The 14,403-nt window shown below is 53.9% G+C and carries 12 protein-coding genes; all 12 read right to left on the minus strand.

All coding sequences use genetic code 11. The features are described 5' to 3' along the window. Nucleotides 1-118 precede the first annotated feature (118 nt). The 12 genes from HOJ95_01135 to HOJ95_01190 all read right to left on the minus strand — a co-directional run bounded on the left by HOJ95_01135 (nt 119) and on the right by HOJ95_01190 (nt 14,037). Complete coding sequence (locus tag HOJ95_01135) at nt 119-1,327, minus strand: argininosuccinate synthase (GenBank protein MBT6393284.1); 1,209 nt, start codon at nt 1,325-1,327, stop codon at nt 119-121. After that, on the minus strand, nt 1,317-2,255 hold the full coding sequence (argF, locus tag HOJ95_01140) for an ornithine carbamoyltransferase (GenBank protein ID MBT6393285.1): 939 nt from the start codon (nt 2,253-2,255) through the stop codon (nt 1,317-1,319). Before argF ends, HOJ95_01135 begins: the two co-directional genes overlap by 11 nt. Then, a complete protein-coding gene (locus tag HOJ95_01145) occupies nt 2,252-3,445 on the minus strand; it encodes an aspartate aminotransferase family protein (protein ID MBT6393286.1) in 1,194 nt (397 codons plus the stop codon). Before HOJ95_01145 ends, argF begins: the two co-directional genes overlap by 4 nt. 29 nt (nt 3,446-3,474) lie before the next feature. Continuing rightward, complete coding sequence (argB, locus tag HOJ95_01150; GenBank protein MBT6393287.1) at nt 3,475-4,350, minus strand: acetylglutamate kinase; 876 nt, start codon at nt 4,348-4,350, stop codon at nt 3,475-3,477. Between the two features lie 247 nt (nt 4,351-4,597). Continuing rightward, nucleotides 4,598-5,956, minus strand: a complete 1,359-nt coding sequence (gene hslU, locus HOJ95_01155; protein MBT6393288.1) for an ATP-dependent protease ATPase subunit HslU — start codon at nt 5,954-5,956, stop codon at nt 4,598-4,600. Beyond that, complete coding sequence (hslV, locus tag HOJ95_01160) at nt 5,956-6,489, minus strand: ATP-dependent protease subunit HslV (GenBank protein MBT6393289.1); 534 nt, start codon at nt 6,487-6,489, stop codon at nt 5,956-5,958. Before hslV ends, hslU begins: the two co-directional genes overlap by 1 nt. A gap of 5 nt (nt 6,490-6,494) precedes the next feature. Continuing rightward, the gene (locus tag HOJ95_01165; GenBank protein ID MBT6393290.1) at nt 6,495-7,490 is read right to left on the minus strand and encodes a tyrosine recombinase XerC; all 996 of its coding nucleotides are present in this window, start codon (nt 7,488-7,490) and stop codon (nt 6,495-6,497) included. Beyond that, nucleotides 7,466-8,791: a methylenetetrahydrofolate--tRNA-(uracil(54)-C(5))-methyltransferase (FADH(2)-oxidizing) TrmFO gene (gene trmFO / locus HOJ95_01170; protein MBT6393291.1), complete on the minus strand. Its 1,326-nt coding sequence runs from the start codon at nt 8,789-8,791 to the stop codon at nt 7,466-7,468. The genes HOJ95_01165 and trmFO overlap by 25 nt, the downstream gene beginning before the upstream one ends. After that, a complete protein-coding gene (gene topA / locus HOJ95_01175; protein ID MBT6393292.1) occupies nt 8,788-11,355 on the minus strand; it encodes a type I DNA topoisomerase in 2,568 nt (855 codons plus the stop codon). Before topA ends, trmFO begins: the two co-directional genes overlap by 4 nt. Continuing rightward, complete coding sequence (locus HOJ95_01180; GenBank protein ID MBT6393293.1) at nt 11,336-11,839, minus strand: DUF494 family protein; 504 nt, start codon at nt 11,837-11,839, stop codon at nt 11,336-11,338. Before HOJ95_01180 ends, topA begins: the two co-directional genes overlap by 20 nt. 72 nt (nt 11,840-11,911) lie before the next feature. After that, nucleotides 11,912-13,090 carry a DNA-protecting protein DprA gene (dprA, locus tag HOJ95_01185; GenBank protein ID MBT6393294.1) on the minus strand — a complete coding sequence of 393 codons (1,179 nt, stop codon included), beginning with the start codon at nt 13,088-13,090 and terminating at the stop codon, nt 11,912-11,914. A 278-nt stretch (nt 13,091-13,368) separates the two neighbouring features. Further along, the gene (locus HOJ95_01190) at nt 13,369-14,037 is read right to left on the minus strand and encodes a class I SAM-dependent methyltransferase (protein ID MBT6393295.1); all 669 of its coding nucleotides are present in this window, start codon (nt 14,035-14,037) and stop codon (nt 13,369-13,371) included. Between the last annotated feature and the right edge of the window lie 366 nt (nt 14,038-14,403).

The raw sequence follows: 14,403 nt of genomic DNA on the forward strand, positions 1-14,403 counted from the left end.
AGCGAATCAAAACTTGCCTAATTATCTAACAATGGTGGGCCGGAAAGATTCCCGGTGGAGAGCAGGTGCCTTCTTGCTATCTAAGCCATTTTAATTAGCAGAAAAGATTATTCTTGGACTATTTCTCCTGTGAGCGAACGCCGAGGCGGAGCGCATTCAAGCGGATGAAGCCCTCGGCGTCCTTGTGCGAGTATATCGAATCCTCCTCGAAGGTCGCGAGCTCTGGCCGGTAGAGGTTATTCTCCTCGGGCGCTTTTCTTCCGACTGCCTGGCAGCTTCCTTTGAACAGCTTGATTCGCGCGACACCTGTTACTGATTTTGCGGCCTCATCGATAGCGCTTTGTAAAAATTCCCGCTCGGGAGCGAACCAGAAGCCGTTGTAAACGAGTTCGGCGTATTTGGGGATGAGCGAGTCCCGCAGATGCAGCACCTCGCGGTCCATCGTCAGCGACTCAACCGCTCTTCTAGCGCAATGGATTACGGTGCCCGCAGGTGTTTCGTACACCCCCCGGCTCTTCATGCCCACGAAGCGATTTTCCACCAGATCCACTCGACCGACGCCGTGTTCGCCAGCGATTATGTTGAGTTTTTCCATGAGCACCCTCGGGGTGAGTTTTTCCCCCTGGAGCGACACGGGATCGCCTGCCTCGAAGCCAAGTTCGACATAGGCAGGCGTATCGGGGGCTTTCTCAGGGGAAACCGAGAGGCGGAACATGTCCTCGGGCGGCTCGGCCCAGGGGTCCTCAAGAATGCCCCCCTCGAAGCTGATGTGTAGAAGATTGCGGTCCATCGAATAGGGTTTTTCCGCCGTCACGGGAACGGGGATGCCGTGGGCCTCGGCGTAGGCGATGAGCTGTTGTCTGCCGCCAAAATCCCACTCCCGCCAGGGAGCTATGACGCGAATCCTCGGGTCCATCGCCCGGTAGGTGAGCTCAAAGCGTACCTGATCGTTGCCCTTGCCGGTGGCTCCATGTCCGACGGCATCGGCCCCCGTTTTTTTGGCGATATCCATCTGCCCCTTCGCAATTATGGGCCGTGCGATGGAGGTGCCCAGCAGGTAGCTTCCCTCGTATACGGCGCCCGCCCGAAGCATCGGGAATACATAGTCGCTCGCGAACTCATCCTGAAGGTCGAGGACGTAGCATTCATCGGCACCCGTTGAGAGGGCTTTTTCCTCAAGTCCCTCTAGCTCCTCATCTCCCTGGCCGACGTTGGCGGCGTAGGCGACGATTGCGCAGTCATATTTTTCCTTGATCCACTTGAGCATCACGGAGGTGTCCAGCCCTCCGGAGTAGGCGACAACAACTTTTTTTGGATTAGAGGGCATTTTTTCCTCCGGCAAGAATCTCGAGAAGGATCTTCTGGGCGTAGAGGCGGTTTCCCGCCTGCTCGAAGACCGCGCTTCTCGGCCCGTCGATCAATTCGTCTTCAACTTCCTCGCCTCGGTGGGCGGGGAGGCAGTGCATAAAAATGGCGTCAGGCTCGGCATTTCGAAAGGCAGCCTCATTTACCTGGTAGGGGGCGAGGGCCTTCATGCGGCGGTCAGATTCTGATTCCTGGCCCATGGACACCCAAACGTCAGTATAAATGGCGTGAGCGCCTTCCGTGGCACTCTGAACGTCGCTTGAGATATCGATCGAGGCCCCCGATGCGGCCGCAAGCTCGCGGGTTTTTTCAATCACCCCGTCGTCCGGCTCAAACCCCGGTGCGCAGGCCGCACTGACGTTGACGCCGATCAGGGCGCCCACGAGCATAAGGGAGTGGAGAACGTTGTTCCCATCGCCTAGGTAGGCAATTTTTAGCCCTTGTGTTTTTCCGAACCGCTCGCGCATGGTGAGATAGTCGGCGAGTGCCTGGCAGGGGTGGTGCAAATCGGTGAGCCCGTTGATAACGGGTACCGAGGCATGCTTGGCTAGCTCTTCAATCCGGTCGTGGCCAAACGTGCGCACGATGATGCCGTCCACATATTCACTCAGAACCTTCGCGCTGTCCGCCAAGGTTTCCCCGCGGCTGAGCTGGGTATCTTTAGGTGAGAGAAACAAGCTGCTACCGCCAAGTTGTGAGACACCCACCTGGAAGGAAACCCGCGTACGCGTCGAGGTCTTCTCGAAGAGCAGGGCAAAGTTTTTCCCGGCGAGGGAGGTGTGGGTTTTTCCCGCCTTGGTTTCTTTTTTCTGAACGACGGCTCTCTCGATGAGGCCGAGCGTTTCATTCGCAGTGAGTTCAAGGCCGGAGAGATAATCTCGTTTCGTCATGCCGCCATTTCCCCTAGCGCGCTGTCGAGAAACTCGAGCACCTTTTCAATCATTTCCTTTTCGACGACGAGAGGCGGGAGAAGCCGGAAGACCGAAGGGCCGGCGGAGATCAGCAAAATGCCAGCCGCAAGCGCTTTACCTACAATGACAGAGGCATCGCCATCGAGCTCGCAGCCGATGATGAGTCCCTTGCCCCTGACTTCTTTGATGATCGAATGGCGCGTGGCCAGCTCACGAAGGCCTGCCATGGCAAATTCACCCATCTCGGCTACGTGGTCGAGAAAACCGGGGGAGAGGGTGACATCCATAGCTGCGCAGGCGGCCGCTGTGGCGAGATAGTTTCCGCCGAAGGTGGCCGCGTGGTCGCCCGGCTCGAAGGCCATGGCCTTATCTGTGGCCACGATGGCCCCGATGGCGGTCCCGCCTCCTAGGGCCTTGGCGAGGGCCATGACATCCGGCTGGACATCGAAGTGCTCGTGGGCCCAGAGCTTGCCTGTGCGGCCCATGCCGACCTGAACTTCATCGAAGATAAGGAGCAGGTCGTTGGCGTCGCAAATTGCCCGCAAGCCCTTGAGGTAGTCATCTGAGGGGACATTGACGCCGCCCTCGCCCTGGATGGGTTCGACCATGATGGCGCAAGTCTGGTCCGAGATGGCAGCGGCGGCGGATTCGACATCATCAAAGGGTAGATACCTGAAACCGGGCAGAAGCGGCGAGAAACCTTTGTGGAATTTCTCTTGCCCTGTTGCCGAGAGCGAGGCCATGGTCCGTCCATGGAAGCTTTGCTCGAAGGTCAATATTTCGTGGCGACCCTCACCGTATTTTTTGAAGGAGTATTTTCGGGCGAGTTTGATCGACGCCTCGCCTGCCTCGGTTCCGCTGTTGCAGAAAAAGGCTTTGTCGGCAAACGAATTTTCGGCTAGCCGCTGGGCAAGCTTAATCTGAGGCTCGATGTGGTAGAGGTTCGAGACGTGAACCAGCTCGCCTGCCTGTTTGCGTATGGCCTCGGTGACGGCTGGATGGCTGTGGCCGAGGCTGCAAACGGCTAGCCCGGATACGAAGTCGAGGTATTCTCTCCCATCAGCGTCCCAGAGGCGGCAACCCTCGCCCCGCACAAAGGCAACCGGAAAGCGGCCATAGGTGGGGGCAACGTATTTTTCTGCCAGGGCGATCAAATCTGCGTTCGACATCGGCTTTCCTTTTTTTTTGCGTTTTGGAATCAGGCGACGATTTCGGTCCCAATTCCCTCGTCGGTGAATACTTCGAGCAATACGGCGTGGGGAACGCGCCCGTCCAGTATATGGGCCTTGCTCACGCCCTGGGAAAGGGCGTCGAGGCAGGCATCCACCTTGGGGATCATGCCGCCCTTGATGACGCCGGATTTTTTCAGCTTCTCCACTTCGGCCCTGTCCAGCGTGCTGATTAGCTTGCCGCTATCGTCCAAAATACCTGGGACGTCGGTCAGGAGTATGAATTTTTCGGCCTCGAGCGCACCCGCAACAGCTCCTGCCGCCGAGTCGGCGTTGATGTTGTAGACCTTTGAGTCCTCACCAACGCCGAGGGGAGCGATGACGGGAATGAAGCCGCCGTCCGCGAGGTGGTGGATGATGTCCGGGTTCACTTCTTTGACCTCGCCAACCTGGCCGAGGTCGTATTGTTCATCCTCGCCGTCCCCGCCCTTTCGGGTCAGGGTGAGTTTGGTGGCCGAGGTGAGACCGGCATCCGAGCCCGAGAGGCCCACGGCCTTGCCGCCGTGGTGGTTGATGAGGCGGACGATACCTTTATTGGTCGAGCCGGCGAGCACCATCTCGACGACGCCGACTGTTTCCTCATCGGTGACCCTGAGGCCTTCGATGAACTCGGAGTCTTTGCCGAGTTTCTTTAGCGTCTCGCCGATCTGAGGCCCTCCGCCGTGGACGACGACGATGTTAATGCCAATGTATTTGAGCAAGATAATGTCCTGGGCAAAGGGGTCGTGGAGCTCCTTTTGCACCTGTGCGGCGCCACCATACTTGACGACGACGGTCTTGCCAGCGAACCGCTGCATGTAGGGCAGGGCTTCGACGAGGGTTGCGGCTCTTTCTCTCGGGTCCATGTTCTTGCTCCCTGCGCCTTTGCTCGACGCGTGGGGGACTTCAAGCGGAGGCTGATCGAGAATCTCTCTGGGCACCTTCCGCCAAACAAAGAGGGGAATATACACCGCTGGATTGCCATGTCCAAGGGGGAAATGGGTGCGGGAGGGGAAGTTTATGGGTTTGAAATCAATGGGTTAGGGGAGAGATGGTGGTGTGTTTGAGAGGTGGATCTCTAAACTAAATAAAATCAATTATTTGCGTTGATTTCTAGAGGATGTAGCGGCTCAGATCGAGATTCTCGACCACGTCCGTGAGGCGGCCTTTGACGTACTCGGCGTCGATGGTGATCTCCTCGCCCGCCATATCCGGCGCATCAAACGAGATGTCCTCGAAGATTCGCTCCATGATGGTGTACAGCCGCCGTGCGCCGATGTTTTCCATCTGCTCGTTGACCTGTGCCGCGAACGAGGCGACTTCATTCACCGCATCGTCCGTGAACGTAACTTTAACGCCTTCGGTTTCAAGCAGAGCAGGGTATTGGATTACGAGAGCGTTGTCGGGCTCTGTCAGTATCCGCACAAATTCATCAAGCCCGAGCGAATTTAGCTCAACACGAATAGGGAAGCGCCCCTGAAGCTCTGGTAGAAGATCCGAGGGTTTCGCCATGTGGAAGGCGCCAGCGGCAATGAAAAGAATGTGGTCGGTCCTGACGGGTCCGTGTTTCGTTTGAACGGTGCTTCCCTCGACGATGGGCAGTAAATCACGTTGCACCCCCTCCCGCGAAACGTCGGGTCCCTGGTGTCCGCTGGCGGCCGAGGCAATTTTGTCCACCTCATCGAGAAAGACGATGCCCGACTGTTCTGTGCGCGTTATGGCCTCGGAGTTGAGTTTGTCGGGGTCGATAATCTTGTCGCTCTCCTCTTGGGTGAGGAGTTTGAAGGCATCGGGGACCATCATGCGCCGACTGGTTGTCTTGGAGGGGAACATTCCACCGAGCATGTCTTGAAGATTAATCCCCATTTGCTCCATATCCATGCCGCCCATGAGATGAATTTCGGGTGCTTTGTCTGCGACCTCGAACTCCACCTCACGATCATCGAGCTTGCCCTCAAGGAGCATGGCCCGAAATTTCTCCCGGGTGCGACCATAATGCTCCTTCCCAAGGGGATCATCGGTTTGCCCTAGGTCATCGCTTTCGCCGAACCCGGGTGGTTTTGGCAAAAGCAGATCCAGCAGACGCTCAAGGGCCAATTCTTCGGCCTTGGCAGCATTATCTTCCCGAAGTTCTTCTTGGACCATGGTGCGGGCCAGCTCGGCCAGATCACGGATCATACTTTCCACATCTCGCCCAACGTATCCAACTTCCGTGAATTTGCTCGCCTCTACTTTAATGAACGGGCTTTTTGTCAGGCGGGCCAGGCGCCGGGCGATTTCCGTTTTTCCCACACCGGTGGGCCCGATCATAATGATATTTTTGGGTGCCACCTCGTCACGCATCTCGTCGGGAAGCTGTTGGCGTCGCCACCGGTTTCGCAATGCGACGGCAACGGCGCGCTTAGCTTCCGCCTGTCCGATGACGTAGCGGTCTAGTTCCTGGACGATATTTTTTGGTGTGAGATTTTCCATTAGAGCTCTTCTACGGAAATATGGTTGTTCGTGTAAATACAAATCTCGGAGGTAATTTCGAGCGCCTGCTTTACTATCTGCGCAGCGGTTAGGTCCGGCTCAAGCGAGAGTATGCCTCTGGCCGCTGCCGTGGCGATGGGGCCGCCGCTTCCGATTCCGATTACGCCGTCATCGGGCTCAATAATGTCTCCGGTTCCCGAAAGAATCAGTGTCGATTCTTTATCCGCAACTGCGAGGAGGGCCTCAAGGCGGCGAAGCACCCTGTCCGTGCGCCAGTCTTTCCCCATCTCAACGGCAGCCCGCATGAGGTTGCCGTGGTATTCCTCCAGTTTGCTCTCGAATCGCTCGAACAGGGCGATGGCGTCCGAGGCCGATCCTGCGAAACCGGAGAGGACTTGAGAGCTTCCAAGGCGGCGAATTTTCACGGCGCCGTGCTTGACGGCGGTATTGCCCATCGTGACTTGGCCATCGCCGCCAAGGGCGGTTTGGCCCTTGTAGCGGACGCCAAGTATCGTGGTCGAGCGGATTTGCATAGTCATTATTTTGTTTTCCTCGAAAGGCGTTTTTTATCTGTCTGGCCAGCCTTTGCCGTATGCGCGCGCGGGTGACTGTCATCGTATACAGCCTGTAGATGGGCAAAGTCCACCTGGGTATAGCGTTGGGTGGTGGAAATACTTGAGTGCCCCAATAACTCTTGTATTGAACGGAGGTCGGCGCCATCTTCGAGAAGATGTGTTGCGGCGCTGTGGCGAAGTGAATGCGGGGTGAAATGGTAGGAGAAGCCGCCTTTTTTTTCATAGTGGCGCAGAATCTTTCGGATATCACCCGTTGATAGCCTGTTGCCCCGGTTGTTTTGAAAAAGCGGGTGCCCCTCGTCTCGATGCTTTCCTTTGTCTGATGTCGTCTTCATGGACGCTCTGCTGGAAAGACACTCTTCAATCGCCGCCACCGCTTTTCGCGTTAACGGAATGATTCTTTCCTTTCTTCCTTTTCCCTGGACCCTAACGAGACGCTCTGGAATATTAGCGTCCTCATCGTTCAGGGCGACCAACTCTCCCACGCGAAGCCCTGAGCCATAGAGAAGCTCCAAAATGGCTTTGTCCCGTTTACCCTCTTGGGTATTAATGTCCGGAAGATCCATGAGTCGCGATGCGTCATCCACCGGCAGGTATGTTGGAAGCTGGTGAGGGGTTTTTAGAGACGGTGTTTCAGACGCCGGATCGGCCGCTGTATATCCTTCTCTGCGAAGAAATCGATACATGCTTCGTATGGTGGACAAGCGGCGGTTTACCGTTGTCGCCTGGAGGCCTCGCCGGTAGAGATCGCCCAGATACGATCTGATGGCGACAGGGTCCACTTCGTCAGGCGATAGTGTTTTTCCCGACCAATTGGCGAGGAAGTCGCAAAAGTCGGTGAGGTCGTTCATGTAGGCGCGGATGGTATGTTCCGATGCGTTACGCTCGTCTCGCAGGTAGGCCTTGAATTTGTCGATGGCGGCGCTAATGCTTGTTATGGTTTCACGCTCTCGCACCACGGCGTCATATCCTTTAGCGCGCGATCGGCAATGCGTTTTTTTCTCTCGCTCTTGGGTACGCGCTTTTCAAAGGGCGGGTATAGGCCGAAATTAATATTCGTGGGCTGGAAGTTTTTTGGATTCGCCGAGGTGATGTGTTTGGTCAGGGCGCCGAGAGAGGTGGTGGCCGGTGCCTCTACGATAGGCTCTCCGTTCAACGTCGAGGCGGCGTAGACGCCGGCGAGAAGGCCCGTTGCGGCAGATTCGAGATATCCCTCGACGCCGGTAAGTTGTCCAGCGACGAAAATATTTGAATAGCGTTTTATCTGAAGGGTGTTTCGAATCAGCCTTGGAGAGTTGAGATAGGTATTGCGGTGCAGGCTGCCGTAGCGAAGAAACCCTACTTTTTGGAGTGCGGGAAGCTTTTGGAAAATACGTTTTTGTTCCGGGTATTTCAGGCGTGTCTGAAAGCCGACCATCGAGTAATACTCGCCGGTTAAATCCTCGCGGCGCAGTTGAATGACGGCATGGTACGTTTCGCCGGTATCGGGATGCTCGATCCCAACGGGCTTCAAGGGCCCAAAGGCAAGTGTTTCTTTGCCGCGTTGGGCCATCTCTTCAAGGGGAAGGCAACCTTCAAAGAAAATGGCTTTCTCAAATTCACGCAACGGGACTTTATCGCCCTCTAAAAGGTCGGAATGAAATTCGCTGTATTCCTCCTCGCTTAGGCCGATATTGATGTAGTCGCCCTGCCCGCCATCTTCTATGCCTTTGCCATAGCGTGAGCCCAGAAACGCGGTGGTCATATCGATGCTGTCGGCATTTAGAATGGGAGATATGGCGTCATAAAAATAAAGATATTTCCCCTGGGTGAGCCGTGCAATTTCAGCCGAGAGGGCGGGGCTGGTTAGGGGGCCGGTAGCGATTATTGTTGTCTGGGAATCGTCGAGAGAGGAAACCTCTTCGCGTCGAACGGTTATTTTTGGGTGATTTTCAATACTGTCCGTTACTTTTTTACTGAAGAGTTCACGATCGACGGCAAGGGCGATGCCGGCGGGCACGCGGGACTCATCGGCGCATTTTAGAATGAGTGAATTGGCCCGGCGCATTTCCTCTTTGAGAAGCCCGGAGGCATTTTCCAGGGCGTTCGAGCGAAGGGAATTTGAGCAGACGAGCTCGGCGAAGCCCTCGGTGTGATGTGCCGGCGTCGTTACTTTGGGGCGCATCTCCGTGAGTTCAACTTCGATGCCGCGCTCTGCTGCTTGCCATGCTGCCTCTGAGCCCGCCAATCCGGCTCCGATTACAATGAGTTTAGTTGTCAAACTGTTTCCTTTTCTACTTTGACTGTTTCGGCGCCATTTGCATTGGCAGCCTGAGCGGCAAGGGCGGGGGTAGCTTCGATAGCGTAATCGCACGAATTAGTGGGGCAGACAAGTTGTGTGCCATTTTTCTTCGTGGTTTTGACCGTGAGATGGGGGTGCGAGCAGGTTGGGCATTCTTGCTCGATGGGGAAATCCCATATGACATATTTACACTTGGGAAACTGGTTGCAGCCGTAGAATTTTTTCCCCGTCCTTCGGGAATTACGCGATACGAGCTCGCCCTTGCAATCTTTAGTGGCGCAAGCGATGCCTGTTGATTCGGGCGGCTGTACCACCTGGCCCGAGGCATCAAGCTTTCTGGTTTTATGCTCCTTGGGTGATACCGAGCAGCATAGGTAGAGCCCGTAGGGGCCTCGTTTGGCCCGCATGGGCTCGCCGCAGTCCTCACAAGGAGGCGCTTTTTCCTCAATCTGGGCAATCTCTTCGTCCGTTTCGGCGTCCTCGCCCTCGGGCACCAGGCTCTCTGAGTGCTTGCAGTCAGGATAGTTAGAGCATGAGATAAACCATCCGTTGCGGCTGAATTTTTTAACGAGAGGATTTTGGCACTCGGGGCACTCGCGCCCAATCTCCTCGGTCTGCGTTTTTAAGTTCGGAAGGGTGGTTTTTGCCTCCTGAATTTTTTTATCGAATTGCTCATAAAAAGTTTTGAGAATTGGAAGCCATGCCTGATTGCCATTCTCAATGTCGTCGAGATCGTTTTCCACCTTGGCGGTGAATTTTACATCGATTTCTTCCGGGAAACCTTGGACAATCATTTTGTTGACTTCAAGGCCCAGCGATGTGGGCGTGAATTGGCGGTTCTTTCGCTCCAGCGTGACATATCTGCGTTTTTCCAGCGTATCAAGAATGGAGGCATAGGTGCTGGGGCGACCCACACCGTCTTCTTCAAGTTCTTTGACGAGCGCCGCCTCGGTGTAGCGCGGGCGCGGCTGGGTGAAATGCTGCTCGGGGAGCACGCCGGTGCTGGTGTTCTCCGAGGCCACGAGGGTTATTGGGTCATTATTCTCAAGTGGCGGCAGCAGCCGATCCCGGCCAGAGGAGTTGCTCGCGGCCTCGCCATCCCCGTTTTGGGATTCGGGGGTGTCGTCTTGATAAACTTTGAGGAATCCAGGAAATTTCAAGATGGAGCCGGATGCCCGGAGAAGTAAATCATCGGCCATGATATCGACGCTCGTCTGATCGTATACGGCTGGTGTCATCTGGCTGGCCATGAAGCGCTGCCATATGAGGGTGTAGACGGCCAATTGCTCTGGCTTCAAGCGGTCTTTAATAAGGGCAGGCGTGAGGCTCGAATCCGTGGGGCGCACGGCCTCATGCGCATCCTGGGCATTTTCCGCTGCCTTATAAACTGGGGGGCTCTCGGGAAGATATGGCGCGCCATAGTGTTGGGTGATGTGTTTTCTCGCCATATCAATGGCCTCGGGTGCAAGCCGCCTTGAGTCGGTGCGCATGTAGGTGATTAAACCGACATTTCCGCGCTCTCGACCAAGGTTCACGCCCTCATAGAGAGACTGCGCGAGGGACATGGTTCGCTTGGCGCCGTAACGCAATTTTGTTGAGCACTCTTGCTGCAGGGTGCTGGTGATGAACGGGGTAGGGGGCCTTCTGCGGCGCTCCTTGCGCTCGACCTTCGTGATCTTTAAAGCGGCGCTCTCGATAATTTTCGTGAGTTCAAGGGCGCGGGCTTCGTTGGGAATCTCTGGCTCCTCACCATTGATGCGATGCAGTTTCGCCTCGAATCCTGGCTGGGCGCCTGTTTTTTCCATGAATGCGGCAATGGTCCAATATTCTTTTGGAACAAACGCCTGTATCTCCGCCTCGCGCTCTGATATCAGGCGGAGGGCGACCGATTGAACCCGGCCGGCACTGAGCCCGAAGGCGACCTTGTTCCACAAAATCTCCCCTGAGAGTTTGAAGCCCACTATTCTATCTAGCTTGCGGCGGGTTTCCTGGGCATCAACCTTTTTTTGATCGATAAGACGGGGGTGGGCCAGGGATTCTCGAACGGCGCGCGGGGTTATTTCATTAAAGGAAACCCGGTACATCTCATCGCTATGGCCTCCCTCCTTGAGCAACTCCTGTATATGCCAGGCGATGGCCTCGCCCTCGCGATCCGGATCAGGGGCCAGATAAATTTCCTTGGCGACCCTGGCCGCGTTGCGCAGTTCACTGATGGCTTTTTTCTTGGTGGGTATTTCCCCGTACTCGCCCTGAAAATCTCCGTGGACATCGATTCCCATCTTGCGCTCGCCTGTTTTCAGCAAGTCGCGCACATGGCCCTTTGAGGCGATTATCTCAAAGTCAGAGCTCAAAAACTTCTTGATTGTTTTTACTTTCGTGGGTGACTCGACAATCAGCAGTTTTGTGGCCGCAGTTTTTTTCGTGGATTTCGCGGTGCCCACTTTCTTGGCGGCGGCTTTTCTTCTGGCTCCTTTTTTGATGACATTCTTGGGAGCCGTGCTCTTTTTCTTGGCCGTTTTCTTTTTAGTTGTTTTCTTTACCATTTTTCTCTGTCGTTTTAGGGGGAATCTCGATTCCCAGGATTTTCATTATATTTTCACTTAACGCATCTTTGCGTTCTTTTAGAAGCAACAGCAGGGCTACCGTTTTTACTTCTTCAAGTCCGATTTCGCCGGAAGCCAAATCGATGCATCGCTGAATTATCTCCTCGCGCTGTATTTCATCCACTGCGCCATCATAGTAAAGCTTATGAATCAGGCCGTGAGCGGCTGGCGAGAAGGCTAGCCGCTCCTCTGGGTGCAGAATTCTGATGACCTTCCCGCGCCCAGATTCATATATGCCCTCATTATATTCTTCCCGTGCGCCAGGAAGGTGATGCACCCAGGAGATTGCCTCAAAAATTTCGTCCGCCTGGAACCCTTTATTTTCAAGCATCAGGGTCAATTCGCGCTCGTCAACCAAAACATTACTGCCTCGAAGAGACGCCTCCACGAGAATTCGCATCATGTCGTACATTCTTTCCCGCAAAATTTCCACCCCGGTTTTACAACTTTTTTCAGTTGTGTTGAATAAACTTTATTTTGCATCAATAACAATGCGCTAACTTCTCTCGTATAAACCACCCTTTGTTTGGCGTAATAAACCTTGAAGCTCTAAGTTTAACAAAATATTCGATACCGCTTCGGGCCGAAGTTTCGTTGATTTTGTTAGGCCTTCAGTGGTGTTGGGCGCGTTTTCGAGTTGCTCGAAGATGATTGTTTCCTCGGCAGATAAATTGGTGGTATCGGCTGCCGAGGGCCGCACCTCTGAGTCTTTGATGGATTTTTCGGAAATTTCCCGAACAGGAGGAGAATCCAGCGACTCAAAGACATAGGCGGGCAAGGCGTTGATGATGTCATCCGCCGTTTCCACCAGATGAGCGCCTTCTTTAAGTATGCGGTGGCATCCCGAACTGCGCCCCGAATCGACGGGACCCGGCACCGCCATTAGCTCGCGGCCCTGCTCCATCGCAAGGCGCGCCGTTAATAAAGCGCCGCTGCGTTGCGCTGCCTCGACGACGACGGTCGCAAGGGAGAGGCCGCTGATCAGACGGTTACGGCGAGGGAAATTCTCTGGCCGGGGTGCGGCGTCTCTGGTTAACTCCGTGATGACGGCGCCGCTTTTGGCGATATCGCGCCTTAAATCGGTATGCCCGGCTGGATAGTTGATGTTCAGGCCACATCCCAGAATGGCGATGGTTCGCCCCCCCACCTCAAGGGCGGCCTCGTGCGCCTCTTTGTCGATGCCGCGAGCAAGGCCGCTGACTACTGTAATACCTCGCTCGGCAAGGGCGCCGGACAATTCTCTGGCCATACGTTTTCCATATGGGGAGGGTGTTCGCATTCCAACAATCGCAACGGCCAGCGTATCTCGCGGCTCGATTCGCCCTTTTACGAATAGTGCGCCGGGGGGGGCGTAAATATTTTGAAGAGAATCGGGATATTCAACGTCGTTTCGGCAGAAAATTGAAACTTCATCTTTTTGAGCCTGGCTTCGTAATTTTCGCGCTTGATCAGACGGAGATTCGCGTTTCAGATATTCCAGGGCTTTTTTGCCAGCCAGACGGGCCAGTTCCTCATCAGGGGCTCGAAGCGCCTCAACCGGGTCTTGAAATATCTCGATTATTCGGTGGAGGCGCTCGGGGGTCATGCCCGGCAAAGTCTGGAGAACAAGCCAGGCATCAGTCACCTCGGGAATGCCCCGGCCCCAATCATGGATTTTGTCGGTCATAACTTGCATGTCGATCGGCCCTTTTAAAAGGTAAATAGGCATCCCGAAGCACGGGATACCTGCTATCTGATAACACGGCGGATGTGTTGTATGTCAAGGAGAAAAATTCTTAAGGGGAGTGAAGTGCAATGAATTGGGGCAAAAAAACCCTTGAAATTGCTTTATTTACATGATTTAAAGCCCGGCAAACCATTTAACTCACAAAATGAACCGGAACAACACGAGATTTGATAACTCTGGGCCGATCACTATAAAAGCAACCAAAAGCGGGGAAACAACCCCCGTGTTTAAGCGCTTGCTAACTTTCTTGCTACATATAAATGGACACTACCAAAACCGCCAATTTCTTCTTCCGTATATTCAAAAGGAAACTCTTGAAGTATTTTCGGAATATCTCTTATGGTGTCTCCTGCGGACTCCATCAATTTTGTCAGCCAATAGCCAAATACGTTTCTATCTGAGGGATAATCAAAATCAACAATGATTAATTTTCCCCCGTCTTTCATCACCCGATAAAATTCTGACATGGCCTGTTTTCCATTTGGATATCCCGTAAATGCCATTGTGTTAACGATAGTGTCAAAATAATTCTCCGGAAAAGGAAGTTTTTCGGCATTGGCCTGCTGCAGCGTTGCTTTTATGCCTTTTCGGGATAAGTTTTTTTGGGCGACTTCGACCATGTTAGCGTTGAAGTCGATACCATATGTTTCGTAATTTTTGGCATAGTGCATTAGCAAATATCCAGTTCCAAACGAGGCTTCCAAAACACGCTTGCCTTCAATGTACGGGATAACTGTCTTAATCCAGGTTTTCCAAACAGGAAGCAGTTTTACAGCGACATCATATGTTCTTGCGTATTTTGAATACGCCTTATCGATCTTTTTTGTATATTCAATCGAATTTTCAGGTTCTTTTGAATAGACAATCTTTTCTACAGGAACTTTTAAAGCTGACATAAATTTACTCAGAATTATGCGGCATTGCTCTCCATTTAACCGGCATTTTCCATATGCTTTCTTGAATAAAGATAATGTATTCTCAAATGGTCATTCCAGGCCACGATTCTTTTCTGAGTGACCTCCTCTGATCTGAAATACCCCCTCTATCCCTGGACAACAGCTAACCATCGCCTCATCTTCAAGCATTTTGACGGTCCCCGAAACTCCAGCTTCAGTTGGCGAATAAAATTGAGCCGAAGAGGCTTTTATATTAGCTCCACCCACCGGGGGTTCTTCGCCTAGGGGTGGGAGGAAAGGTAAGCCATTGAATTTTAAGCTGATAGGAAACTAGGTATTGGATGAATCGCGGGTCTAGACGGGAAA

This window comes from Nitrospinaceae bacterium (genome assembly GCA_018669005.1).
Classification (GTDB): Bacteria; UBA8248; UBA8248; order UBA8248; family UBA8248; genus UBA8248.

Coding starts and splice junctions, on each gene's coding strand:
- argB (MBT6393287.1), bottom strand. CDS start 4,350: ATGGACCCGAGAGAAAGAGCCGCAACCCTCGTCGAAGCCCTGCCCTAC.
- HOJ95_01135 (MBT6393284.1), bottom strand. CDS start 1,327: ATGCCCTCTAATCCAAAAAAAGTTGTTGTCGCCTACTCCGGAGGGCTG.
- topA (MBT6393292.1), bottom strand. CDS start 11,355: ATGGTAAAGAAAACAACTAAAAAGAAAACGGCCAAGAAAAAGAGCACG.
- hslU (MBT6393288.1), bottom strand. CDS start 5,956: ATGGAAAATCTCACACCAAAAAATATCGTCCAGGAACTAGACCGCTAC.
- HOJ95_01145 (MBT6393286.1), bottom strand. CDS start 3,445: ATGTCGAACGCAGATTTGATCGCCCTGGCAGAAAAATACGTTGCCCCC.
- argF (MBT6393285.1), bottom strand. CDS start 2,255: ATGACGAAACGAGATTATCTCTCCGGCCTTGAACTCACTGCGAATGAA.
- HOJ95_01190 (MBT6393295.1), bottom strand. CDS start 14,037: ATGTCAGCTTTAAAAGTTCCTGTAGAAAAGATTGTCTATTCAAAAGAA.
- hslV (MBT6393289.1), bottom strand. CDS start 6,489: ATGCAAATCCGCTCGACCACGATACTTGGCGTCCGCTACAAGGGCCAA.
- dprA (MBT6393294.1), bottom strand. CDS start 13,090: ATGCAAGTTATGACCGACAAAATCCATGATTGGGGCCGGGGCATTCCC.